Origin of the sequence: Halorubrum californiense DSM 19288 (genome assembly GCF_000336875.1) — an archaeon.
Taxonomy (GTDB): domain Archaea; phylum Halobacteriota; class Halobacteria; order Halobacteriales; family Haloferacaceae; genus Halorubrum; species Halorubrum californiense.
Genome location: NZ_AOJK01000008.1, coordinates 41461 through 65959 on the forward strand (window position 1 = coordinate 41461; position 24499 = coordinate 65959).

Consider the following 24499-nt stretch of genomic DNA (forward strand, 5'->3'; position numbering starts at 1 on the left):
CGGAACTTTGTCGCTGGCGCGGTCACTCCGCGGTATGCCGCGCGATTTCGACTTCGACTTCGACCTGCTCCGAGAGCTGACCGAAGCCCGCGGCGTCCCCGGCTACGAGGACGACGTCCGCGATATCGTCCGCCGCGAGTTCGCCGAGAGCGTCGACCGCGTCCGGAGCGACGCGATGGGCAACGTCGTCGGGACGATCGAGGGCGACTCCGACTACGCCGTCGCCGTCGCGGCCCACATGGACGAGATCGGGTTCATGGTCCGCCACGTCACCGACGAGGGGTTCGTCCAGGTCGACCCGCTCGGCGGCTTCGACGCGCGAGTGCTGCGCGCGCAGCGCGTCACCGTCCACGGCGACGAGGACCTGACGGGCGTCATCGGCTCCGTCCCGCCGCACACCCTCACGGACGAGCAGCAGGAGAAGGACGGCGAGGTGAAAGACGTGTTCATCGACCTCGGTCGCGACGCCGAGGCGGTCGAAGAGCTGGTGAGCGTCGGCGACCTCGTCACCCTCGACCAGACCACGGCGCGGATGGGCGACCGCGTCACCGGGAAGGCGCTCGACGACCGGATCTGCGTGTTCGCGATGCTGGAGGCGGCTCGCCGCATCGACGACCCCGACGTGACGATCCACTTCGCGGCGACGGTTCAGGAGGAGGTCGGCCTGCGGGGCGCGAAGGCGCTCGGCGTCGACGTCGACCCCGACCTCGCCGTCGCCCTCGACGTCACCGTGGCCAACGACGTGCCGCAGGTCGGTGACCCGGCCGACGCCGTCACCGACCTCGGCGCGGGAACGGCGGTGAAGCTGAAGGACTCATCGGTGATCACCAGCCCGAAGGTCCACAGCCGGCTCACCGAGGTCGCCGAGGACGAGGGGATCGACCACCAGCACGAGGTGCTGCCCGCGGGCGGCACCGACACCGCCGGGTTCCAGAACACGGCGGGCGCGAAGCCCGTCGGAGCCATCTCGATTCCGACGCGGTACCTCTACACCGTCACGGAGACCGCCGACGGCGGCGACGTCGAGGCGACGATCGATCTGCTGACCGCCTTCTTGGTGTCCGAGACGGGTGAGCACGACTACACGCTGTAGTCGGGAGCGGACTTCCCCGCTGATCGATCAGTCGTCGCCGGCCGGGACCGCTCCGGGGTCCCGACGCGCGCAGTGGGCCGCGCGCGCCTGCCACGCGAAGCCGGTGGTCGCGAACGCGATGAACGCGGCCGCCAGCAGGAACCCGGTCTCGGTGGTCGTCCAGTCCATCGTGGTCCCGACCAGCACGGGTCCGACGACCTGTCCGACCTTCCACGAGACGGAGCGCAGGCTCATCGCGCTCGCGACGGAGTCGTACGCCTCGCCCTCGCTGACGAACAGCGACATGCTCGCCGGCAGTCGGATCGAGTCGGCGATCCCGAGCAGCGAGTAGGCGGCGAACAGCGCGAAGAACGCCCCGCCGAGCGTCTGGGAGTCGCCGAGGTACGAGACGGTGACCGGCGCGACGGTCCCGTCGAAGTACGCCGCGAGGGGGATGATCGCCGTCCCGATTCCGTACAGGAGCGCGCCGACCGCGACGAACAGGTAGGTGCGCTCGTAGCGGTCGGTGAGGTCGCCGACAAACCCCTGCGTCAGCGCCTTCGTCGCCTTCCCGCCCGCCATGATCCAGCCGATGGCGAACGCGGAGATGCCGAACGTCGTTCGCGCGTAGATTGGGAGGAAGATGATCACCGCCATCTTCCCGACGCTGAACGTGAACCGGAAGAACACCAAGGCGCGCAACATTGGGAGGCCGAGCAGCGACCGGAACGTCTCGATCCCGCCCGCGTCCTCCGGGTCCTTCCGGCCGCCGGGGTTGTCGCGGAGGAACGCGAAGACGAGCGCGAACGCGGCGAGCGTGACGAGCGTCAAGACGAGGTACGTCTCGGTGAACCCGTAGGCGTACAGGAGGTAGCCGCCGACGAGGTCGCCCGCGAGCGACGAGACGGAGGCGAACTGGTTGTACGAGCCGAGCCAGCGCCCCTGCTCGTCGTCCGGGCTGATCTCGCCGATCACCGTCGCGCCCGTGATCCAGAGGACGCTCGCGCCGAGCCCTTGGACCATCCGCACGAGGATGATGTGGACGGAGCTGTCGACCAGCGCGAAGCCGACGAAGACGGCGACGTTGATCAGGAAGCCGCCGAGCAGCCACCGCTTCGCGTTGCCGGTGTCGACCTTCCGTCCCAGCGGGAGGACGATGACCAACTGAACGATCGCGAAGGCGGTGCCGAAGAGTCCCTCGATAAACCCGGTGGTGCCGAAGAGGTCGGCGTACAGCGCGAGGGCGATGAGGATCGTCGAGTACGCCTGACTGCGGGCGAACGCGGTTCCCGCGAGCGCCGCGAACTCCCGGTCTCCGAGCAGCCGTACCGAGTTGCCGAACTGCGCCACGGTCGACTCTGTTCGAGGCAATGACGGCCCGAGAAAAAAGCGCCGTCGATCCGGCGGTCCGGGTGGGGTTGTCGCGAAGGGTGGGGTCGTCGCTCAGGGTGGAGTCGTCGCTCAGGGCGGGGTCGTCGCTCAGGGTAGGGTCGTCACTCGGGGCGGGATCGTCGCTCGGCGCTGGGTCGTCGCTCCGGCCGAGGTCCGAGCCGCCCGAGGGCGCCCCATATAACCGATGTAAGTTACTATATGGTTCTAAGTGCCTGTATTCAGTCACCTACACGTATGCGCCGTCGACAGTACCTGCGGGCGCTCGGGCTCGGCGGGGCCGCCTTGGTGGCCGGCTGTACGGGTCGAGCCGAAGAGACCGGCTCCCGCGCCCCCCGTCCCGGATCGCTGACGCTCGCCACCGCCACGACGGCGTACGACAGCGGACTGTTGCCCGTCCTCAACCGCGGATACGCCGAACGGTTCGGGACGGAGGTGGAAGCGGTCGTGCGCGGGACCGGCGCCTCGCTCCGTATCGCCCGGGACGGCGACTGCGACATCGTCCTCGTCCACGCCCGGCCGCTGGAAGACGAGTTCCTCAGGGAGGGCGAGGGGATCAACCGTCGCAGGCTGATGGTCAACGACTTCCTCGTCGTCGGCCCGCCGGACGACCCCGCGGGCGTCGCGGGAGACGACCCGACGTCGGCATTCCGGGCGATCGCGGAGGCGGAGGCGACGTTCCTGTCGCGGGGCGACCGGTCGGGAACGCACATCCGGGAACTCCGGATTTGGGACGAGGCGGGCATCGACCCCGGCGGCGACTGGTACCTCGAAACCGGGCAGGGGATGGGCGACACGCTCACCACGGCGCAGCAGTCGAACGCCTACACCCTCGTCGACCGCGGCACCTTCCTCGCCGTCGCCGCCGACGGCGGCCTCGCCCGCCACGTCGACGTCGGAATCGACGACCCGCCGCCGCTCCTCCGGAACGAGTACGCGGTCATCCCCGTCAACCCGGCTCGTCACGACGTGTCGTACGCGCGAGCCATGTCCTACGTCGGCTACCTCACCGGTCCCGGACAGTCCCTGATCGAGGAGTTCCGGGTCGACGGGGAGCGAGCGTTCCGCCCGATCGGGCGGTCGGCCGATCCCGAGTTCGAGCAGTACGTCCCGAGCGACTGGGACGGGTACGAGCCTAATCGTGCCGGAAGCAGCGCGACCCGGTGAACGCCATCGCCATGTCGCGCTCGTCGGCCGCGGCGATCACGTCCTCGTCGTTGACGGAGCCGCCGGGCTGGATCACTGCCTCGATACCCGCGTCGGCCGCCTCCTCGACCGCGTCCGGGAACGGGAAGAAGGCGTCCGAGGCCATCACGGCGCCATCGGCGGACTTCCCCTCCGCGTCCTTCTCGGCTTTCATCGCCGCGAGCGTCACGGCGTCGACCCGCGACACCTGTCCCATGCCGACGCCGACCGTCTCGGTGCCGGTCGCGAAGAGGATGCCGTTCGACTTGACGTGTTTCAGCGTCTTCCACGCGAACAGCATCGTCTCGATCTGCTCGTCGGTCGGCTCGCGCTCGGTGACGACCTCCAAGTCGTCGGCGGTCGGCGACTGTCGGTCGCGCTCCTGGACGAGGCGGCCGCCGACGATGGGCTTCTCGGTGAACCGCTCGGAGAAGCGGTCGTCGCCCGCGCCGAGCGGGCCCACGTCGAGCACGCGGAGGTTCTTCTTCTCCGTGAGCACGTCGAGCGCGCTCTCGGTGTAGCCGGGCGCGACGACGACCTCCTTGAACGAGTCGGCGACCGCCGTGGCGGTGTCGGCGTCGCACTCGCGGTTCAGCGCGACGATGCCGCCGAACGCCGACTTCGCGTCCGTTCGCAGCGCGCGGTCGTACGCGTCCGCGAGGTCGGAGCCGACCGCGCAGCCCGCGGGGTTCGTGTGTTTGATCACCGCGGCCGCGGGCTCGTCGAACTCCTTGACGAGGTCGAGCGCGGCGTCGGCGTCGTTGTAGTTGTTGTACCCCATCCCCTTCGCGCCGGGGTTCAGTTGGGCGGCGTCGACGACGCTCGCCTCCTCGCAGCCGTCGTCGACGTACAGGGCGGCGTCCTGATGCGGGTTCTCGCCGTATCGCAGCGTGGCGGTGCGCTCCTCGGAGACGAAGCGTCGCTCCGGGAAGTCGCCGCCCACGTCGCCCTCGACCGCGACGCGCTCCGGGTTCCCCTCGTCGTCCCGCTCGACGCTCACGCGGTCCTCGGCGAACCAGCGGACCGCCCGCGGGTACGCGGTGAACTCTGCCTCGCGGAGGACGCGCGCAGTCAGCGAGTCGGCGTCGTCGTCCTCGTACACCGGGATCGGCTCCTGGGTGACGACCGGGCCGGCGTCGACCTCCTCGGTGACGACGTGGACCGTACAGCCGGTCGTCCGGACGCCCGCGTCCAGCACCTGCTCGTGGGCGTCGGTGCCGGGGAACGACGGGAGCAGCGAGGGGTGGACGTTCAGCGTCGTCGGGACGGCGTCGAGGAACTCGTCGGTCAGCACGCGCATGTAGCCGTCGAGGCAGACGAGGTCGACGTCGTAGTCGGAGAGGCGCTCGACGATCCGGCGCTCGTGCGACTCGCGCGACTCGCCCTCGTCGCGCTCGACGACCTCGGTCGGGATCCGGCGCTCGGTCGCGGCCCCCAACACGGGCGCCTGCTCGCGGTTCGTCAGGACGACCGACAGCTCCGCCCCGCCGGGCGCGGCGTCGGCGATGTGTCTGAGGTTCCGTCCCCGGTTGCTCGCGAGTCCCGCGATCTTCATACCCGACGGTCCGACCGATCGGGTATATCGATTGCGGTCCGCGTCGCGTTTGTGTACACGATCGGGGATCGGAAAGCGGTTTTTGGGCGATTCGAGGCGTGTTCAGATCCACGTCCGTGCGTCACCCTATCGACACGCTTTTGCTGGCTCCGGGGGCAGTCGCGGACATGACCGACGACTCCGAACCGACGGCGGACGACGCCATCGCCGGGCTGTCCCGGTCGGCCCCGCTCGCGGCCGTCTCACCGCTCGACGGCCGCTACGCCGGCCGGACGGCGCCGCTGTCCCCGTACGCCAGCGAGGCAGCGCTGATGCGCGCACGGACCCGCGTCGAGGTCGAGTACCTGCTCGCGTTGGGCGACCTCTCCGCGACGCCGATCGGCTTCGACGAGGCGAGCGAAGCGGCGCTCCGCCGGATCTACGAGGAGTTCGACGCCGAGGACGCGCGCCTGATCAAGGAGCTCGAGACCGAGGGCGCCGCGGGGTACGACGCCACCAACCACGACGTGAAGGCCGTCGAGTACTTCCTCCGCGTCCGACTGGCGGAGCTGGTCGAAACTGCCGACTCGCCGCTCGCCGACGCCGAGTCGCTGTACCCGTGGATCCACTTCGGACTCACCAGCGAGGACGTGAACAACCTCGCGCAGCGGCTCCTCGTCAAACCCGCGGTGAGCGCGGTGATCGTCCCCGCGGTCCGCGAGGTGCGCGACGCGCTGGTCGACTTGGCCCACGAGTACCGCGACACGCCGATGTTGGCCCGAACGCACGGCCAGCCCGCGACGCCGACCACGTTCGGCAAGGAGATGGCGGTGTACGCCGCGCGCCTCGGCCGGGCGCTGGGTCGGGTCGTGGTCGCGAACGAGGACCTCTCCGGGAAGCTCGCGGGGGCCTCGGGCACCTACGCGGCCCACCGGGCCGCCTACCCCGACGTCGACTGGCGGTCGTTCTCCGAAGCGTTCGTGCGCGACCTCGACTTGGAACACACCGCGCTCGCGACGCAGGTGAACCCCTGCGACGACCTCGCGGCGCTGTTCGACGCACTGCGGGGCGTCAACAACGTCCTCCTCGATCTGGACCTCGACGCGTGGCTGTACGTCTCCGACCGCTACCTCGGGCAGGAGGCCGTCGAGGGCGAGACGGGGTCGTCGACGATGCCACACAAAGTGAACCCGATCGACTTCGAGAACAGCGAGGGGAACCTCTCGAAGGCGAACAGCGACCTGACGTTCCTCGCCGACTACGTGACGACCTCCCGGCTCCAGCGCGACCTCTCGGACTCGACGGTCAAGCGCAACGTCGGCGCCGCGCTGGCGCACTGCCTCATCGGCTACTCGAAGGCCGCGGACGGCCTCGGCAAGGTCGTCCCGAACGAGGCGGTCATGCGCGAGGAACTGGACGCGACCCCGGAAGTGATCGGCGAGGCGGTCCAGACGGTCCTGCGCCGCGAGGGCGACACCGAGGCCTACGAGCGCGTGAAGGCGCTCTCTCGCGGCCGGTCGGTGACGCTCGACGACTTCCGCGAGCTGTTCGACGACCTCGACGTCGACGAGGCGGTCCGCGCGGAGCTGAAGGCGCTGACCCCCGCCGGCTACACGGGCTTCGCGGACGAACTCGTTGACGATATCGACGAGTAACGCTCGCCCGAACGGAGGCCGGGCCGACGGCGGACCGCGCTCGAACCGAGCCGCCACAAGAGGTTTGTCGCTCGGCGCGGAAGCGAGGGACGATGCCCTCCGAAACCGACGACACGAAGTACTCCGTCTTCGACGACGAGGAAGCGGCCGAAACCGAGACCAGCGACCGCGGCGATCCCGACGCCCGGGCCGACGACAGACCACAATCCCTCGGCGGCGACGGCGACGACGGCTGCCCGAAGTGCGGCGGCACCGAAGCGGAGACCGACGAGATAGCCACCAGCGGGACCGGTCTGACGAAGCTGTTCGACGTCCAGAACCGGAAGTTCCTCGTCGTCTCCTGCGCGGAGTGCGGCTACTCAGAGCTGTACAAGGGCCAGTCGTCCGGGAACGCGATCGACTTCTTCCTCGGCTAAGTCCAGCGGGCCGGGCGGCGGCCGCCCAGCACCGCCGCCGGGAGGGCGAGCGATTTTTATCGGATGGCGAACCAGTCGCGGTATGGTCTCCCTCCGACCGCTCGCAGCCCTCCCCGTCGTCGGCGTCGTCGCCGACGGCCGCACGTATCGCCACCTGCTGTACCTGCTGATCGCGCTCCCGCTGGCGTTCATTTACTCGGGGTTCGTCACGTTCGCGCTCGTGTTCGGACTCGTCTTCTCGGTCGTCCTCGTCGGAATTGGCGTCCTGATCGTCGCGGTGATCGGCTCGCGACTCGTCGCCGGCCTCGAACGATGGCTGTCGAACCGCCTGCTCGGCACCGATCTGGTCGCGCCGGACGACCTCCCCGCCGCGGCGGACGACAGCTCTGCGGACGCGACCGCGAGCGTCCGTGCGTACCTCGCGGCTCCGTCGACGTGGCGGGGACTCGGGTACCTCTCGCTGAAGTTCTGGGTCGCGCTGCTGGCGTTCGCGCCCCTCTTCGTCCTCTCGAACGCGTTGACGCTCGTCGCCGCCCCCGTCCGGTACCCCTACACCACGCAGTTCGGGGAGGTTGACGGCGAACCGGTGCTGTGGACGGTCGACGCCGCGCCCGAAGCCGCGCTCGCGACGGCAATCGGCGTCGTCGGCGTCTTTGTCGGTCTCCACCTGACGAACCTGATCGCGGGCGGCGCCCGCCTGATGGCCGTCGGGCTGCTCGACGGCGACGCCGGTGCGGGTGCCAACGGATCGACCGATAGCGACGCGGTCGACGGCGGCGTTACCGTCGATCGCGACACGCCCGACGGCGGCACCGCTGACCGCGAGCCCGGGGCCGAAGAGCGTGCGGAGGCCGACGAGAGCCCGGGAGTCGACAAGAGCCCGGAGGCCGACGAGAACGCAGACCGGGACGGATCGGCCGCCGACGGCTTCGAGTTCGACGGCGATCCGACCCCCGCCGATTCGGACGAGCGCCTCGGGGACGCCGACGCCGACGACGCCCGCCGCGGCGACCGCGACTGATCCGCCCGGAGCGCTTATTCGACTCCGAGCGTCAGGACGGGTATGACACCGACGCTCGTGAGGGCGGCCGTGGGGGCGCTGCTCGCGGCCGCGCTGCTGGGAGGTGCGTTCGACCGGCGCGCGGTCGCGGTCGTCGTCGCGGCCGCGCTCGTCCCCTCCCTCGACGCGGCCGCGAGCCTCGCCGTGCCGGGCGCGACGAACGCCCTCCTCCACGCGGTCTGGGCGCCACTTCTCGTCGGCGGGCTGCTGTACTGGGACACGACGCTGCGCGCCGAATCGACCTTCCGAGACCGGTGGGGTCGCCGCGGGACGCGGGTCGCGTGGGTCGCGCTCGCGTCGTTCGTCGTCGCCGGAGTCGGTTCGGCGCTGTTCGCCGGCGAGGGCGCGGCGCTCCTGTACCCGCTGGAGGACGCGCGCTACGTCGTCCGCGGGCGGCTGGTGTTCTCGACGCGGGACGGCGTCGTCCAGACGTTCCTCGCGCTGGGTTCGGAGGGACCAGGAATCCTACCGCTGGAGCGCGTCGGCGGGGCGGTCGCCGACCCGGTCACCTCGTGGATCAACCCCGACGGGCGGCCCGGCCTCGACCCGGGCGCCGACCGCGAGTTCCGGGTCGTCGACGGCGGGTGGCAGGCGGTCGTCGTCGCCGCCGCGGCCGCGACGCTCGCCGTCCGGTTCCGGATGGGCGACGAAGACGCGGAGGTCGACGGCGGGGTGACCCACTGAATGCCCTCGACGATCGTTCACGCCGGGTTCGCGCTGCTGCTCGCCACGGGACTGCTCGGGGCGTACTACGACCGGCGGGCGCTCGCGGTCCTGCTCGTCGTCCTCGTACTCCCGGAGGCAGACAGCTTCCTCGGGGTGGTCATGGCGGGCGCGCACCGCACGGTCGGCCACAACTTCGTCCTCCCGGCGGTCGCCGCGCTGGCGCTGTACTACGACACCCGCGTCCGGGAGCGGTCGCTGGTCCGCGAACGTCTCTCGCCGCGGTGGGTCGCGGTCGCGTGGGTCGCTATCTTCGTCCACGGCTTCGCGCACGTCGCGCTCGACTGGACCCACCTCGACGGGGTGAACGCGTTCTGGCCGCTCCGCGACCGCTTCTTCCACTTGGACGGAGAGGTCTTCTACTCGACGGCCGACGGGTTCGTCCAGACGTTCGTCGACGTGCGGGTCGACCCGGAGACCGGGACGCGGACCGTCGACGCGGGGGCGGGCGGTACCAGCGAGTCGGTCCACGTCAGCAATCCCGTCCAGCCGCGCGACCCCGACGTCGACGTCGAGGAGCCGGTCGACCGGCGGTTCCCGGTCGCGAACAGCGGGTGGCGGCTCTACCTGATCGGACTGGGGTTGTTCGCGGCCGTCGCCCGGCGGTTCCAAGGCGACGGCGTCGGGGACGGCGACTAATACGGGGCTGAGATCGCGTGACTGCGCCGCCCGTAACATGGTATGACCGCAGGGTAAACGGCTCCGGGACCCTACTCGGACACGATGTCACCCCAACCGGATGCGGGCCTGTCGGACGCGGCCGAACCGCTCGCCGGGGAGTCGATCGCGGTCGTCGGCGCCGGCTTCGGTGGGCTCTCGGCGGCCTCGTACCTCGCCGACGCGGGGGCGGACGTGACGCTGTTCGAGCGGAACGAACACCCCGGCGGGTACGCGGGACGCATCGAGCGCGACGGCTTCCGCATCGACACCGGGCCGTCGTGGTACCTCATGCCGGAAGTGTTCGACCGCTTCTTCGAACAGTTCGGGCGGTCGACCGACGACTACTACGACCTGATCGAACTCGACCCGCTGTACGAGGTGATCTGGAAGGACGGCGACCGCGCGTCGATGCCGGCCGACCGCGCGGGGCAGCAGGCGCTGTTCGAGTCGTACGAGGAGGGTGCGGGCGACGTGCTCGACGAGTACCTCGCGGACGCCGCCGAGGCGTACGAGCTGGGGATGGACCGGTTCGTCTACCCCAGCCGGTCGCGGCTACGTGACATGGTCGATACCGACGTGCTCCGGTCCGGCCGCGCGCTCCCGAAGCTCCGCGAGATGGACGAGTACGTCGGCGACTACTTCGAGAGCGAGAAGCTCCGGCAGATCGCGGAGTACAAGCTCGTCTTCCTCGGCGGGTCGCCGTACAACACGCCGGCCATCTACACGCTGATGAGCCACGTCGACATGAACCTCGGCGTCTACCACCCGGTCGGCGGGATCGCGAGCGTCGTCGACGCGATGGCCGACCTCGCGCGAGAGCTCGGCGTCTCGATCCGGACGAGCGAGCCGGTGACCGCGATCGAGCCGTCGGTCCCGGCCGCGACGCCGACGTTCGTCGTCGAGACGGAGCGCCGCGGAGGGGACGGCGACATGGCCGCGACGGCGCCGCAGTCGAGTCGCTTCGACCGCGTCGTGGCGAACGCGCCCCCGCCGCACGTCGAGCGCGACCTCCTGCCCGCGGGGATCGTCGACCGCGAGTCGTACTGGGAGTCGCGGACGTACGCGCCCTCGGCGTACCTCTCGTACATCGGCGTCGAGGGCGACGTGGATCTGGACCACCACACGCTGGTGTTCCCGACCGACTGGCGGCCGCACTTCGACGACATCTTCGACGAGCCGGCGTGGCCGGACGACCCCGCGTACTACGTTCACGTCCCGTCGAAGACGGACCCGGAGGCGGCCCCCGACGGCCACGAGGCCGTCTTCCTCCTCGTCCCGCTGGCCGCCGGCTTGGACGACGACCCGGAGACGCGCGAGCGGTTCCGCGACGTAGTGTTCGACGACTTGGCGGAGCACGCCGGCGTCGACTTCCGCGACCGGATCGTCTTCGAGGAGACCGCCTGCGTCTCCGACTTCCGGCAGCGGTTCAATGCCCCCCGCGGCACCGCGCTGGCGCTGTCGCACACGCTCGAACAGACGGGGCCGCTGCGCCCCGCTCACCGAGCGCCCGGGGTCGAGGGGCTCTACTACGTCGGGGCGTACACCAACCCCGGCATCGGGATGCCGATGTGTCTGCTCAGCGGCGAGCACGCCGCCGAGGCGGTCGTCGAGGACGCGACCGGCGGCGGCGTGCTCCCGTCAGTCGTCTCGACGTCGACGCTGCGGTGAGCGATTCCCCGGGCGTCGCCCGCGTCACCGCGTCGAGTCTCCCCTCCCGTTCGCCGCGTCGAGCGGCTCAGGCTCCTGGACGGCGATCCAGTGCGTGACCGTGCCCGCGTCGCCGAACAGCGGTCGCAGCGAGACGCGGTTCGCGAACGGGGTGCCGTCTCGCCGCCGATTGCGGAATTCGACGGCGACCCGCGACCACGTCGAGAGCGCCTCGCGGACGTCGGCGCGGGCGTCCGCGTCGGCGTCGGGGCCCTGAAACAGCCGGGGGTTCCGACCGCGGAGCTCGTCGAGCGCGTAGCCGGTCCACTCGCGGAACCAGCGGTTGACGTAGACGATGGGCGTGTCGCGGTACGCCGGGCCGGTGAGCGTGAGTCCGAGGGGGAGGTCGTCGAGCGCGCGGACGCGGTCGACGAGCATCGCCTCGCGCTCGGTCCGGTCGGCGGGGTGCTCGGAGTCGGCCGGGTCCGAGTCGACATCGAGGTCGTGCTCGTCGGTCAGCGCCGAGACCCGCGTCCGGAAGGCGCCGCGGTCGGCGTCGATCGCCGCGAGGACGTCGCGTCGGAGCGTCACGCGCACGCTTGGTCGCGCGGCGACAAGCCGCTGTCGGTCGCCAGCGGCGGGGGACGGCGACGCGGGTCCGACCCGGATCGCGGACGCGGCGTCGGCACCCGATCCGCGGGAATCAGCCGTGGCGTTTATTACATAGATAATTCACATAGACCGACATGAGTCGACGGAGAAAGTCGGCGGACGGCGCTCGGTTGCTTCGGACCGCGGCGGCGAGGGAACGTCGCGGCCGCGACGCGAGGGGTGAACGACGATGACGCTCGGCGCGAGCGCGCCGCTGGCGCTGGTGCCGCTCGTCGTCGTCGCCGCGCTGCTCGTCGGCCTGCTGTGGCCGGCGTCGCGGGCGATGCCGGTCGCGTGGCTGGCCGCCGCGGCGGTGGCGTTCCTCGCGTGGGGGATGCCCGTCGAGTGGATCCTCGCGGCCTCGGTCAACGGCGCGATGGCGGCCGTCGAGATCCTCTGGATCGTGTTGGGCGCGCTGGTGCTGCTGTACACCCTGATGAACTCCGGCGCGGTCGACCGGATCAACGCCGGCTTCGCGTCGATAAGCGACGACCGGCGCGTCCAGGTCGTGCTGCTCGGGTTCTTCCTCGCGACGTTCATCGAGGGCGTCGCCGGCTTCGGCACGCCCGCGGCCGTCGTCGCGCCGCTGCTCTTGGCGCTCGGGTTCCCCGCGTTCGCCGCGGTCGTCGCCGCGCTGATCGGCCACGCGGTCGCGACCGTCTTCGGCGCGGTGGGCACGCCGATCATCGTCGGATTCGAACAGCCGCTCGACGCGGTCAGCGGGGCGATCACCGGCGGGGGCTTCGAGTCGGTGGGCGCGTACGCGACCGCGGCCGGCGGGTGGGCCGCCGTGTTCAACGGGCTTCTCGGGCTGTTCATCCCCTTCATCGCGGTGGCGATGGTCGTGTACTTCTTCGGCGCGGTCGACCCCGACGAGCGCTCGCTCGGGCCGGCGCTCGCGGTGGCGCCGCTGTGCCTGTTCGCCGGGGTCGCGTTCGCGGTGCCGTACGTCGCGGCGGCGTGGTTCGTCGGCCCGGAACTGCCGTCGCTGATCGCGTCGATGGTCGGCGGCGGCGCCGTCGTCGCGGTCCTGCGAGCCGGCTACCTGCTCCCCGACGAGGAGTGGACGTTCCCGCCCCGCGAGGCGTGGCCGGACCACTGGGTCGGGAGCATCGAACCCGGCAGCGAGATGGCCGGCGCCGCGGCCGCGACGGGCGGCGGGGGAACGGCCGGTGGGGAAACGGGCGGCGTCGACGACGCCGAGATGTCGCTGCTGCGCGCGTGGTCGCCGTACGTCGCGCTCGTCGTCCTGCTCATCGGGACCCGCGTTATCGACCCGATCGCGACGTTCCTCCAAGAGGGGCCGGGGATGACGATCGCCGTCTCCGGCGTCCTCGGCACGACCATCGACGGGGCGATCGGCTGGGCGTACGTGCCCGGGACGTGGCTGCTCGTCAGCGCGCTGATCGCGGTGCCGGTGTTCGGGATGTCGGCGGACGAGGTGACGAGCGCGTGGCGCGAGGCGGCCGGGAAGATCGTCTCGCCCGCGGTCTCGCTCGTCTTCGTCATCGCGATGGTCGAGGTGATGCTCCAGACCGCCGCCCACCCCGGCGCGACCGCGGACGGCAGCATGATCGTCGTCCTCGCGGACGCGACCGCCTCGACGTTCGGCGCCGCGTACCCGCTGTTCGCGCCCGTGGTCGGCACCCTCGGCGCGTTCATCGCGGGGTCGATCACCGTGAGCAACGTGACATTCGCGGCGTTCCAGTTCGAGATCGCCCGGGAACTCGGCCTCTCGACGCAGCTGCTCGTCGGCGCGCAGACGATCGGCGCGGCGATCGGTAACACGATCGCGATCCACAATGTGATCGCCGCGCTCGCGACGGTCGGGCTCGTCGGGAAGACCGGGCGGGTCATCCGGCTGAACCTGCTCCCGGTCGCCTACTACGTCGGGGTCGGCGGACTGCTGACGGCGGGGTTCGTCTACCTGCTGTTCCCGACGCTGTTCTGACGGCGCTCCGGAGGGAACTGCGGCGGTCCGGAGCGGGCCGGCGGCGGTCCGAGCGGATTCGGACTCGGCGCTCGGCCGCGGTACGTTGTCGCTGACTGAAACGAAGGTTATCCGTGTCCGGTCCAGAGGGGAGGACGACCGATGCGAGACAGCACCGCCCTCGTCGCCGTCGCCCTGCTCGTCGCGCTCGCCGGCTGCGGCGGGCTCGGCGGAGAGCTGTCCGGGCCCGTCGGAGCGCCGTCGCCGTCGATCGACACCGTCGACGCGCCCGAGTCGCTCGGCCACGACGACCGGGCGACGGTCGCGGCGACCGCGCGGTGGGAGGGGCTGGCGGACGAGGGCGCCGACTCCGCGGACGGGAGCGGCGACGCCGCGGGCGGGGGGCGTTCCAACGCCACGCTCGACCCGGTTCGGGTGACGGTCCGCGTCGGCGACGCGACGCTGCTCTCGGGGAACCGGTCCGTCCCCGCCAACGGAACGATGACCGTCCGGACCGAGGTCGACGCCGCGGCGCTCGATCCGGGCGAACACGAGATCAGGGTGACCGTCGGAGAGGCCACCGCGACCCGCACCCTCGCCGTCGAGGAGGCCCGGGCGGCGACGTTCGCCGTCTCCGCAATCGACGCGCCCGAGAGCGTGGACTACGGCGAGGACCTCGCGGTGACGGCGACGGTGACTAACACCGGCGACTTGGCGGGCGAGCAGACCGTCCGGATCCGGTACGGGACCGGTACGAGCGCGAACCGGACGGTCGCGCTCGACGGCGGCGCCGAGGCGGCGGTGGCCGTCACGTTCGCGGACGTGCGGTTCGACGGCGGGGACTACCCGGTCGTCGTGATGACCGCGAACCGGACGCGCGAGCGGCCCGTGTCGGTGGTCCACCCGAGCGCGTACGGGAAGACGACGCTGGCTCTCTATGTCGACGACGAGGCGGTCGACCGGAACGTCTCGGGCGTCGTCGCGGCCGCGACGGGCTACTGGGAGCGCAACGACGAACGCTACCTCGGCTACCCGGTCGCGTACGAGCGCGTCGACGACGCGGACCGGGCCGACATCGTCCTCCGGTTCGACCGCGTGGAGCGGTGCGGCGTCGAGGGCAACGACACGCGCTACTTCGGCTGCGCCGACCTCCTCGTCGACGAGCCGCGGACGCCGATGACCGCGACCGTCGATCCCCGGATCTCCGACGCGGAGATGAACGCGACGATCATCCACGAACTCGGCCACGTTCAGGGGCTCGAACCCGGCGAGGAGCCCGCCGGGCTGATGAACGCGACCAGCACGCTCGCGACGCATCGGCCGGTGAAGGTCCACCTGCGCGCCGACGACGGCGCGGTCATCGGCCCCGTCGAGGACGAGGTGACCGCGGCGCTCGACTACTTCGCGGCGCGCGAGGATGTCGCCGGGAGCGACGGGTTCGCGTGGGAGTTCGTCGACAGCGCGCGCGAGGCGCACGTCCAGATCACCTACGACGAGCGCGGCGAGGTCTGCTTCGTCGACGACGGGGGCTCCTGTACGGTCGACGGCGAGTACTACGGGCAACAGGACGTGCGGCTGGAGGAACTGGACGAGGACGTCGTCGCGTGGCACGTCGGCGCCTCCCTCGCGCCGGTGTTGTTGAAGGAGGTGCCGCCGGAGCTCACGGGCGAATCGGAGCGGCGGGGGCGGGAGGACTGGCCGGAGTAGGAGAAAGAAGTGGGAGGAGAGCGGCGCGAGAACTGCTCGAAGACGGACCACGTCACAGCGAACTGACACGCTGTCAGCCCCTCGCAGTCAGCCAAGCGTATAAATAGCGATACAGCGAACCCCCGTCCAACGAAACATGTCTGTTCGGACCTCGATCGGCCCCCTCCAGTCTATCGAAAACGGCGGGGACGTCATCAGCTATCTGCTCGAACCGGACGGGATGAACTACGGGTCGTACGTCGAGGTTCCGAGCGGCATTCAGCGGAACCGGGGTCGAAACGACTGGTACGAGGCGCATCTCGTCGATGCCGACGGCGACGGCATCATCCGGTACATCGAACTCGAACGGTCGGACGAGACGCCGTCGTTCAGCGACCTGAAACGGCAGTTGAAGCGTCACGGGAGTCCGATCGACGAGTTGTTCACCGTGGTCGCGTATCGGACCGGCCCGGATCCGCTCACGAGTCCGGTCGACGACGACCTCACGTTCCTCTTCATCGACGAGCAGTTCTCCTCGGAAGCCGTCGAAGTCACGTTCGACCTCAAGTACTTCACCGTCGAGCGGTCCGACGTCGAGCCGGCGTACGTCGACTTTCTCGGCGACCTGTCGGTCAACTCGGCGCAGGGTCGGACGAGCCTCGAACGGGACGTCGAGGACGTGTTCTCGATCCGGGAGATCACGCGGAGCTTCTACGAGGAGTTCGGGGAGATATTCCGCGGGACGCTACAGGGCGCGATTCACGACCTCGAAGCCCCGGACGAAAACCTCAACGCCTACACACGCACGGTGGTCAACCGCGTGCTGTTCCTCATGTTCATCGAGGAGAAAGGGTGGCTCGACGGCGACACGGACTACGTCGAGAACCGGTACGAGGCCGCGACGGCGGACCCGGACAAACACCTCTATCACGACCTCTTCGAGCCGCTGTTCTTCGAGGCGCTCTCGAACACCGGCACGACCGACGACGAGTTCCTCGGGCGGATTCCGTTCCTGAACGGGGGGCTCTTCGAGCGCGCGGCCATCGAGCGCGACGTCACCATCGACGAGGCGTTCTTCGACGCCCTGCTCGACCCCGAAGAGGACGAGTCGGGCGAGCCGAAGGGGTTCCTGCGTCGGTACAAGATCTCGCTGCGGGAGTCGAACCCGAGCGAACAGGAGTTGGTGGTCGACCCCGAGTTTATCGGACGTATCTTCGAGATGTTCATGCAGGCGGACGAGCGCTCGGAGGTGGGCGCGTTCTACACGCCGAAACCGATCACCACGTACATGACCAAGAACGCGCTCAAACAGCACCTGCTGGAGCGGACCGATCTCACCCACGAGCAGGTCGTCTCGCTCGTGAGCGACCACGCGGCGCCGGAGTCGTTGACGCCGGCGCAGGCCGACGCGGTCGACGACGCGCTGCGGTCGGCGAGCGTCCTCGACCCCGCCGTGGGCAGCGGCGCGTTCGTCATCGCGATGCTGGAGGAACTCGTCGCCGTCGCGGAGGCGGTCGACGCGACGCGCGACGACGCGGACGCGATGGACCGGTTCGAGCGCAAGCAGGAGTTCATCGCGGACAACCTCTACGGGGTCGACATCGACGCCGGGGGGATCGAGCTGTGTAAGTTCCGGGTGTGGCTCCACCTGATGCAGGACCTGAACGTCTCCCACGAGGAGTTCCTCGACCGGAACGAGGAGCTCGCGCTGCCCAACCTCGGCTTCAAGTTCTTCGTCGGCAACAGCCTCGTCGGCGAACACGACCCCACCCGGATCGACGTCAGGTCGTATCAGGAGACGCTCACCGGCGGCCTCGAATCGACGCTCGACGAGATCCACGAGACGCGAAGCGACTTCCTGACCGCCCACGGCGACGAGAAGGCGGCCCTCGGCGAGCGCTTGGAGGACCTGACCGATCGGCTGGAGACCCAACTCGCGGTCGAAGGCGGCGACGACTGGATGAACGAGGTCGCCGCGGAGGCCGGGTCGACGTTCGCGTGGACGTCGATGATCCCCGAGGTGATCCTGGACGGCGGCTTCGATATCGTGATCGGGAATCCGCCGTACGAAGGCTGGTCACAGCAGGGGTACGTCGGCGAACTCGCGACGTTCTACGACGAGCAGTACGACTTCTACGAGACGATCCCCGGAATGCGCCACGACCTCTACCAGAAGTTCATTATCCGGGGGTGGGAGCTGACGGCCGAGGAGGGCGTTCTCTCGTACATCACGAGTAACACGTTCTACACGATCGGATCCAAGCAGAGCAGTCGGCGGCTCATGCAGCAGCACGAACTCAACGAACTGATCAGAGCGAATCCGAACACGTTCGATGCGAGCGTGAACCCCGCGATATTCGCGCTCCGCAAAACGTCTCCGCCGTCCGATCACCGGATATCGTACGTCGACGCGTCGGAAACGCCGATAAACGAGTACCGGACCCTCGTGGGGGAGTTGGGGAATTTCCGAGAACAGCGTCCCAGTTCGGACGAGGAGGCTACGACGCGGCTCGATACACTGGAGCCGACCACCGGGTACGCCGTCGATCTGGACGTCTATCGGAATACGATACGAAACGCGTTTTTCGAGCCGAACGAGGAGAACATGCGGCTCTTCGAGCGGTTCATGGAGCGGATTCAGGACCTCTCGACGGAGTGGGAAGCCGAGATTCAGGACTCCACCAGCCTCGAAAACAGCTTGGACAGGATCCGAAGGGACCACCTCTCACAGCTGACGGAGGGGTCGGTGACGATCTTGGGTCTACTCACTCTCGGGGGAGTCGGGATACAGACCGGCGACGTCGAAGAGTACACCGCGTATCTCGACGGCAGTGAGGACGCCGAAAAGATCAAACAGCGAAACGGGGACGAGTTCGAGTACGTCGAGAAAAACGACGAAACGTTCCGCTATCGCTCCAGAGTGATTCAGCAACGACACGTTCGTGACCCGTCGACGCTCTCGGAACAGGAGAAGCGATCCGGCATCGACGGGCCGTGGGACGGCCAGACGTGGGTCCCGATCGAGAAGGGGTTCAAGCAGGGAGAGACGTATTATAAAGAGACCTACGAGTACGTGAACTGGTCGGAAGACGCCGTGGAGCGGATCGAAGCCGACGGGATGATCAAGAACCGAGAGTACTCCTTTGAGGAAGGAATACTGATTTCGACCGGCGGATTCTCGGATCTCGCAGTCCGCTACACGACGGATCGGCTAATCGGGGCGCCCCTGATCATCTTCACGACGAACACGGAACTGGTATCGCCGAAGTACCTCGTCGGGGTACTACTGTCCGAAACGGTCAACGATATCGCGAAAACGTTCCTGAACAGTTCCGGGATGCAGACGACCGACGTTCGTCACATCCCGATCGTCATTCCGACCCCGGAGCAGAAATCGTCCGTGGAGAGCCTCGTCGACGAGGCGATCGATTGTCGGAACGGCAGCGCGAGTCGAAGCATCGACGCGGTGCGGTCGGATATCGAGGAAATCGTCGAGGAACTGTACTCCTAAGATGTCCGAACAAGACTGGAGCGGCTACTCCGACGTCCTCGACAATCGAAACTACAACGTCGAAGACCGTGCCAACGCTCTCGCACGCGAGGCCGACACGGTCAAAATCGCCGTCGGCTACTTCTTTCTCGGCGGATTCGACCTCCTCAAGGAGAACCTCCGGGACGCCGACAAGGTCGAGATACTGGTCGGCACCGACACCGACCAGCGCACCATCGAGGAGTTGGAGCGCGGGTTCGCGGACGACCTCGACGAGTACGACAGAGACGAGGCCGAAGACGGGATCGTCCGCCTGTACGAGCTAATTCACGAGGAGAAGGTCGACGTGCGCGTGTACGACGACGCGCGCTTCCACCCGAAGCTCTACCTGTTCAGGGACCCCGCCGGATCGCCCGACCTCGGCCACGCGATCATCGGCTCCTCGAACCTCTCGCCCAGCGGCCTCCGGGGCAACGTCGAACTCAACGTCGAGAAGAAGGACAACGCCACGATCCGGTATCTGGAGTCGTGGTTCGACGACATCTGGGCGGAAGCGAGCGAGTTCGACACCGACCTGATGACCGCCGCGATCGAGCGCTCGCAGTTCGCCGACGCGCTCCCCGACCTCGACGAGGGCGACGGGGGCGAAGCGGACGGCGACGACGATGATGCGTCCGAGGTCGACGCCGTCGAAACGATCTCGCCGTACGAGGCGACGAAGCGGTTCATCGTCGAACAGTTCGATCGGGACGTCCGCGAGGGGACCCTCCTCGAAGACATCTCCGGCGACTACGAGGAGCAGCTCACCGCCTTCCAGCAGGACGCGTTCCGGGCCGCACGCCGCCCGCTGGAGAAGTACAACGGCGTGGTCCTCGCGGACAGCGTCGGCCTCGGCAAGTCGTACATCGGCGCGCCGCTCGTCCAAGACGCCACGACCTCCCGCGACGAGGTGCTGATCATCGCGCCGAACCGACTCAAGCCGATGTGGAAACGCGAACTCCTCGACGCCGAGACGGGGGAGTTTCCGACGACCGCCGAGAAGACGTTCATCAGTTTCAACAAGCTGTCCCGGCTCTCCGAGCAGGAGATACAGCGGTTCCGCGGCGTGGACGTCGTGCTCGTCGACGAGGCGCACAACCTCCGGAACACGGGGACACAGCGCTACGACAAACTCCAGTCGATCGGTCGACAGGGCAAGAAGTTCGTGATGCTCACCGCCACGCCCATCCACAACTCCGTCCGCGACGTCGACAACCTGATCAAGGTGTTCGCCGACGACGGCGACTTCGACATCGAACTCGGCGGCATGTCTCCCAGCGAGATTTTCAAGGAGTACGACCGGCTTTCGGGCGATTTCAACGACGGCGTCGTCGACGACGGCAACGACGGCGACGACGGCGACGCCGAAGAGACGACCGCTGACCGACGTCGCCTCTCGGAACTCGAAGCGAACATCGAGTCGATACTGCGAGAGGTGATACTCTCGCGCGACCGGAAGTACATTCTCGACAACTACGACGACATCACTATCGGCGGCCGACAGATCAGCGTCCCCGAGCGACAGCCCCGTCTGATAACCCCGGACGACCCGCGCCTCGACGAACTGTACAGCGACATCGTCGACGCCGTCATCGGGACGGACGAGGTCGAGGACTCCGGCCTCAACATCCCGTACGTCAGCGCGGACCGCTACGACGCGGACGGCGACGAGAAGGAGGAGCTCATCATCGAGTATCAGAACGCGAGCATCCTGATGCTGGTAAACCTGCTCAAGCGGCTCGAAAGCAGCCTCGCGGCCTTCGAGGACTCCGTCGACCGACTCATGGAACGCGAGCGTATCACTCGCCACATCGCGACGGGCGACCTCGAAGACGCGGCGGCGAGACGGGACGCGGTCGAGCAGATACGAGACACGTTCGACGAGGGGTTCACGCGAGACATCGACTTTGAGGACGTCGCCGACGCGATCACGCAGGTCGGCGCCGACAAGCGCGAGGAGATCGTCGCGGATATCGAGGAGGACCTCGCCGTTCTCGAACGGATCAGAGAACAGGCCCGGGACGCGCTCCAAACCGACGAGGGAGGCCGAACGAAGGACGCGAAAGCCGAGCGGCTTCGGCTGCTGATCGACCGCGAACTCACCGGCGAGAAGGTGATCCTCTTCAGCCAGTACGTGCCGACGGTGACGCACCTCTTCGAACAGATCACCGGCGAAGACGCGGCGCACACACAGGTTGCGACTATCGACGACGCGCCGGGCGGGCCGACCGTCGGCTACGTACACGGCGGGAGCGGGTACAGCGAGCGCATCGTCGAGCGATTCGCCCCGGAAGCGCAAGACGCGGACGTGGGCGAGACCGAGGAGATCGATATCCTCCTCGCCACGGACGTGCTCGGCGTCGGACAGAACCTTCAAGACGCCCGCGTGCTCGTCAACTACGACCTCCACTGGAACCCGATGAAGATGGAACAGCGGATCGGTCGTATCGACCGCATCACGACGCGACACGATGCGCTGTGGATCTACAACTTCGCACCGACCGGCGATCTGCGGCGACAGCTCGGTCTCATCGAGCGGATCGAAGAGAAGATCCAAAACATCGCCAGCACCTTCGGACACGCCGCGCCGATCTTAGACAACGCGGAAGAGCAGGTTCACAAGACGCTCATCACCTACGAGCGACTCGAAGCGGGAAGCGACGAGTACGGAGACGGTCGGCTCGAAGGGATCGGCTCGAAGTACGACGATCTCAGGAACGCGGTCCAGTCGTTCTGTGCGGAGAACGACGTCGACATCGATGAACTTCGCCAGACGAGGGAGATGGTCGACTCCCGCTCGGAGCCACAACACTTCCTCACGCCGGGCGAGTCGAACAACTACGTTACGCTCGCCCACCTGACGCACAGCAGCGGTCGGACGGAGTGGCGAACGACCGTGTTCGACTCCGAGCGACTACAGCGAACGACGATCGGCGGACAGGCGATATTCACCCAGTTCCCCCGACTCGAAACGGACGACGTTCGCGTGTTCGAGACGATCGCTTCGCCGGACACGACCCGGCATCCGGTTCCGGAGGACGACCTCGGTGAGCTGCGTGATTTCGCCCGAGAGCTGGGGAATCCGAACACGTGGGAGAACGACATACTGAGCCGCCAAGGCGGGCAGAGCGAGGTCGTCACGAACATCGTTCAACTGTGCCGGAAGCTCGCCGAGAGCGACGAGGCGGTCAGCGACGAGGCCGCGGAGATCGTCGAACTGCTGAACGAACACGAGGTCAGCGACTGGGCGGAAAACCAGCTGCGGACCACCTATCGTCGCCGTCGGCGATACGGAACGACCGGGACGGTTCAGCGACTTCATCACAAGCTGACCGAAGAGATCGAACTCGTCGACCCCGAGCGGGTGACCGAGACCGATGTCGCACTCGCGGGACGGCTCTCACCGGACTGAACCCGGACCGGATCGGTCATTTACTCCCGGTACCGCGCTTCGAGGTCCTCGGTGAAGCGGACGTATCGGCGTTCGACGCGCTTGAACTCCGTCCCGGGGATGGCGAGCGAGTCCGCCACGGAACTGCTGTCGCGCACCGTCTCCTCGACTCGCTCCGTGGTGACCAGCCCCTTCGATTCGAGGCCGTCGATCACCGGCTCGACCCCTTCCTCGCCCCCGAGAACCCGGAGGTCTTCGACGGGCAGCCCCTCGTCGGTCATGAACTCGAACGTGTCGCGCTCGATCGACTCGCCCGCTTCGAGGACCCCTTCGACGAGCCGTCTTTCGGCGTCGGTCAACACGGTCGATTCGCCGTCGCTCGCGGTTTCACTTCAGCGTTCGTGCGTGAGGGTCGAGCGGCCGCCTCACTGTCGTCGAAACACGGGACAGCCGAGGTCGACGAATATCACCGAACTCCGACAGATCGGATAAAACGTGAACGCGCGAAGTTGACGAGCGTGGCCGCCGGCAGGCTATGGCTTACACTTGTTACCGCAGTCTAAGCACGTTCTCCCGCTTCGCAGTGTGAGTCCTTTCGTATCCTGACTACCACAACGCGGGCACACTGGATACCCCATATCTCGAATAGGTAGATAATGTATCATAAAACCACTCTCACGGAGCGGCAGCGGGAGCAATGTACTACGTGTTTGAAAACACAGTCAGAGCTGGTTGATTCGAGTTGACTCGCGGGGGTCCCGCGAACGAGCGCAGCGAGTGAGTGGGACTACGCGAGGAAATGACTGAGCGAACGAACTGAGCGAAGAAGTGGACTCGCGGGGATTTGAACCCCGGGCCTTCCCCGTGCCAGGGGGATGATCTACCACTGATCTACGAGCCCTCGAACGCATTCGTCCGTTCCCCGCTGGATATATTAAGGCCTTCGACTCGGCGACGGAGCTACGCCGCAGGATCAGATCCGGTCGGAATCGACGTACACGTCGAGGTCGACGTCCCGCGTCGACCCTTCCAAGTCGCGGACGGCGCGCTCGACGACCCGTTCGGCCTCGTCTCTGATCAACGGGATCGCCTTCTTCAACACCCAGTCGAACGAGACCAGCCGCGGGAGATCGAGCGCGTCGGAGCTGGCCGACCCGGGGTCGAACTCGACTTCGAGCGCGACCTCGCAGGGGGCGTCGCCGCTCGGGTCGGCGTCGCCCGCTTCGGTGTCGTCTGCGTCGCCGTCGTCGGTCTCGGGCGGCGTCACGCGCCAGCACCCGCCGGCGTCGATGTCCTTGGTGATCTCCCAATCGATCCGCTCGGGCGGGTCGACGCCGGTCACCTCCGACCGGGCGGTGTAGGAGACCTTCCACCACGCGAACGTGAGTGCGTACTTGGTCCCGGGGCCGCCGTCGCCGGTGACGGTTTCGACCTCCCGGAGGTACTCGGAGTAGTTCGCGTACTGCGGGAAATCGAGCAGGAACGCGTACACCTCCTCGGGGCCGGCGTACACCTCCGTGCTCACGACGAGTTCGTCCACGTACGTGGGTTCGGGTGACGCTTATTAAACAATCCGGCGACCAGAGGTGACTGGGATTTCTGCGGTGACTCGCGTCGGAGTCTCGGCCGCTCGATCATAAGTCGTCGATCGAGGATCGACGGCGGACACCCCCAAAGCCCCAGCCGCGCTCGACTCCCACAGCTCGCTGCGGTCCTCGGTCGCTGCGCTCCCTGCGGTCCTTGCGTCGCTGGGGTTCGTCGAGCGCGGCTGCCCCTTTGAGTCCCACCCGACCGCGACCGCCCCGCAGCCTCACACCTCCCCAGCCTCGCGGTTCGCGCTCTCCGAGCGCTCACCGCGTCCCTCGCGCGTGCTGGCTTCGCGGCCGCCGGTGGCGGCCGCTCGCAGGCACGCGCCACCGCATTCAGTTGGGTTTGTACACCTGATTGGTTGGTCGAGCGTTGCGTTCGTCG

17 protein-coding genes and 1 tRNA gene are annotated in these 24499 nt (G+C 68.2%); 12 read left to right on the top strand and 6 right to left on the bottom strand.

Annotated features, from left to right (window positions below; translation table 11 throughout):
• Positions 1-34 precede the first annotated feature (34 nt).
• Positions 35-1093 (top strand): M42 family metallopeptidase, encoded by a 1059-nt coding sequence (locus tag C463_RS00640; RefSeq protein WP_008440156.1) that lies wholly within the window; start codon positions 35-37, stop codon positions 1091-1093.
• A 27-nt stretch (positions 1094-1120) separates the two neighbouring features.
• Here the strand turns inward: C463_RS00640 and C463_RS00645 are convergent, their stop codons facing one another.
• Positions 1121-2422, bottom strand: coding sequence for an MFS transporter (locus C463_RS00645; protein ID WP_008440157.1), 1302 nt, complete (start codon positions 2420-2422; stop codon positions 1121-1123).
• 276 nt (positions 2423-2698) lie between these two features.
• Here C463_RS00645 and C463_RS00650 point away from each other — a divergent pair, with 276 nt between their 5' ends.
• Entirely contained in the window at positions 2699-3628 is a 930-nt protein-coding gene (locus tag C463_RS00650) for a substrate-binding domain-containing protein (protein ID WP_008440158.1), read from the top strand.
• On the opposite strand, the gene purH is transcribed toward C463_RS00650, so the two are convergent.
• The gene (gene purH / locus C463_RS00655) at positions 3597-5201 is read right to left on the bottom strand and encodes a bifunctional phosphoribosylaminoimidazolecarboxamide formyltransferase/IMP cyclohydrolase (protein ID WP_008440160.1); all 1605 of its coding nucleotides are present in this window, start codon (positions 5199-5201) and stop codon (positions 3597-3599) included. The genes C463_RS00650 and purH overlap by 32 nt on opposite strands.
• A gap of 167 nt (positions 5202-5368) precedes the next feature.
• On the opposite strand from purH, the gene purB reads away from it, so the two are divergent.
• From purB to C463_RS00685, 6 genes are all read left to right on the top strand, one after another.
• Positions 5369-6835 (top strand): adenylosuccinate lyase, encoded by a 1467-nt coding sequence (gene purB, locus C463_RS00660; protein WP_008440162.1) that lies wholly within the window; start codon positions 5369-5371, stop codon positions 6833-6835.
• Between the two features lie 92 nt (positions 6836-6927).
• A complete protein-coding gene (locus tag C463_RS00665; RefSeq protein WP_008440164.1) occupies positions 6928-7251 on the top strand; it encodes a zinc ribbon domain-containing protein in 324 nt (107 codons plus the stop codon).
• Between the two features lie 82 nt (positions 7252-7333).
• On the top strand, positions 7334-8272 hold the full coding sequence (locus C463_RS00670) for a sensor domain-containing protein (protein WP_008440166.1): 939 nt from the start codon (positions 7334-7336) through the stop codon (positions 8270-8272).
• Between the two features lie 42 nt (positions 8273-8314).
• Positions 8315-8995, top strand: coding sequence for a hypothetical protein (locus C463_RS00675; protein ID WP_008440168.1), 681 nt, complete (start codon positions 8315-8317; stop codon positions 8993-8995).
• Positions 8996-9673: a metal-dependent hydrolase gene (locus tag C463_RS00680; protein ID WP_008440169.1), complete on the top strand. Its 678-nt coding sequence runs from the start codon at positions 8996-8998 to the stop codon at positions 9671-9673. It begins immediately after the preceding gene.
• Positions 9674-9757: 84 nt separating this feature from the next.
• Positions 9758-11362: a phytoene desaturase family protein gene (locus tag C463_RS00685; protein ID WP_008440170.1), complete on the top strand. Its 1605-nt coding sequence runs from the start codon at positions 9758-9760 to the stop codon at positions 11360-11362.
• Between the two features lie 24 nt (positions 11363-11386).
• On the opposite strand, the gene C463_RS00690 is transcribed toward C463_RS00685, so the two are convergent.
• A complete protein-coding gene (locus C463_RS00690) occupies positions 11387-11932 on the bottom strand; it encodes a PAS domain-containing protein (RefSeq protein WP_049905357.1) in 546 nt (181 codons plus the stop codon).
• A gap of 250 nt (positions 11933-12182) precedes the next feature.
• Between C463_RS00690 and C463_RS00695 the strand changes: the two genes are divergently transcribed.
• From C463_RS00695 to C463_RS00710, 4 genes are all read left to right on the top strand, one after another.
• Positions 12183-13943, top strand: a complete 1761-nt coding sequence (locus tag C463_RS00695; RefSeq protein ID WP_008440172.1) for an L-lactate permease — start codon at positions 12183-12185, stop codon at positions 13941-13943.
• Positions 13944-14084: 141 nt separating this feature from the next.
• The gene (locus tag C463_RS00700; RefSeq protein ID WP_008440173.1) at positions 14085-15629 is read left to right on the top strand and encodes a Matrixin; all 1545 of its coding nucleotides are present in this window, start codon (positions 14085-14087) and stop codon (positions 15627-15629) included.
• A gap of 136 nt (positions 15630-15765) precedes the next feature.
• Complete coding sequence (locus C463_RS00705; RefSeq protein WP_008440175.1) at positions 15766-19119, top strand: Eco57I restriction-modification methylase domain-containing protein; 3354 nt, start codon at positions 15766-15768, stop codon at positions 19117-19119.
• 1 nt (position 19120) lies between these two features.
• Positions 19121-22549 (top strand): helicase-related protein, encoded by a 3429-nt coding sequence (locus C463_RS00710; RefSeq protein WP_008440177.1) that lies wholly within the window; start codon positions 19121-19123, stop codon positions 22547-22549.
• 20 nt (positions 22550-22569) lie between these two features.
• Here C463_RS00710 and C463_RS00715 read toward each other — a convergent pair whose 3' ends face one another.
• From C463_RS00715 to C463_RS00725, 3 genes are all read right to left on the bottom strand, one after another.
• Positions 22570-22890 carry a hypothetical protein gene (locus C463_RS00715; protein ID WP_008440178.1) on the bottom strand — a complete coding sequence of 107 codons (321 nt, stop codon included), beginning with the start codon at positions 22888-22890 and terminating at the stop codon, positions 22570-22572.
• A gap of 467 nt (positions 22891-23357) precedes the next feature.
• Positions 23358-23429: transfer RNA gene (locus tag C463_RS00720), tRNA-Ala, on the bottom strand.
• 72 nt (positions 23430-23501) lie between these two features.
• Positions 23502-24068, bottom strand: coding sequence for an SRPBCC family protein (locus tag C463_RS00725; RefSeq protein WP_008440179.1), 567 nt, complete (start codon positions 24066-24068; stop codon positions 23502-23504).
• Positions 24069-24499 lie beyond the last annotated feature (431 nt).

What these genes read in the sequence shown, in the direction of transcription:
- C463_RS00640 (WP_008440156.1), top strand. Translation starts at nt 35, where the DNA reads ATGCCGCGCGATTTCGACTTCGACTTCGACCTGCTCCGAGAGCTGACC.
- C463_RS00650 (WP_008440158.1), top strand. Translation starts at nt 2,699, where the DNA reads ATGCGCCGTCGACAGTACCTGCGGGCGCTCGGGCTCGGCGGGGCCGCC.
- purH (WP_008440160.1), bottom strand. Translation starts at nt 5,201, where the DNA reads ATGAAGATCGCGGGACTCGCGAGCAACCGGGGACGGAACCTCAGACAC.
- purB (WP_008440162.1), top strand. Translation starts at nt 5,369, where the DNA reads ATGACCGACGACTCCGAACCGACGGCGGACGACGCCATCGCCGGGCTG.
- C463_RS00665 (WP_008440164.1), top strand. Translation starts at nt 6,928, where the DNA reads ATGCCCTCCGAAACCGACGACACGAAGTACTCCGTCTTCGACGACGAG.
- C463_RS00670 (WP_008440166.1), top strand. Translation starts at nt 7,334, where the DNA reads ATGGTCTCCCTCCGACCGCTCGCAGCCCTCCCCGTCGTCGGCGTCGTC.
- C463_RS00675 (WP_008440168.1), top strand. Translation starts at nt 8,315, where the DNA reads ATGACACCGACGCTCGTGAGGGCGGCCGTGGGGGCGCTGCTCGCGGCC.
- C463_RS00680 (WP_008440169.1), top strand. Translation starts at nt 8,996, where the DNA reads ATGCCCTCGACGATCGTTCACGCCGGGTTCGCGCTGCTGCTCGCCACG.
- C463_RS00685 (WP_008440170.1), top strand. Translation starts at nt 9,758, where the DNA reads ATGTCACCCCAACCGGATGCGGGCCTGTCGGACGCGGCCGAACCGCTC.
- C463_RS00695 (WP_008440172.1), top strand. Translation starts at nt 12,183, where the DNA reads ATGACGCTCGGCGCGAGCGCGCCGCTGGCGCTGGTGCCGCTCGTCGTC.
- C463_RS00700 (WP_008440173.1), top strand. Translation starts at nt 14,085, where the DNA reads ATGCGAGACAGCACCGCCCTCGTCGCCGTCGCCCTGCTCGTCGCGCTC.
- C463_RS00705 (WP_008440175.1), top strand. Translation starts at nt 15,766, where the DNA reads ATGTCTGTTCGGACCTCGATCGGCCCCCTCCAGTCTATCGAAAACGGC.
- C463_RS00710 (WP_008440177.1), top strand. Translation starts at nt 19,121, where the DNA reads ATGTCCGAACAAGACTGGAGCGGCTACTCCGACGTCCTCGACAATCGA.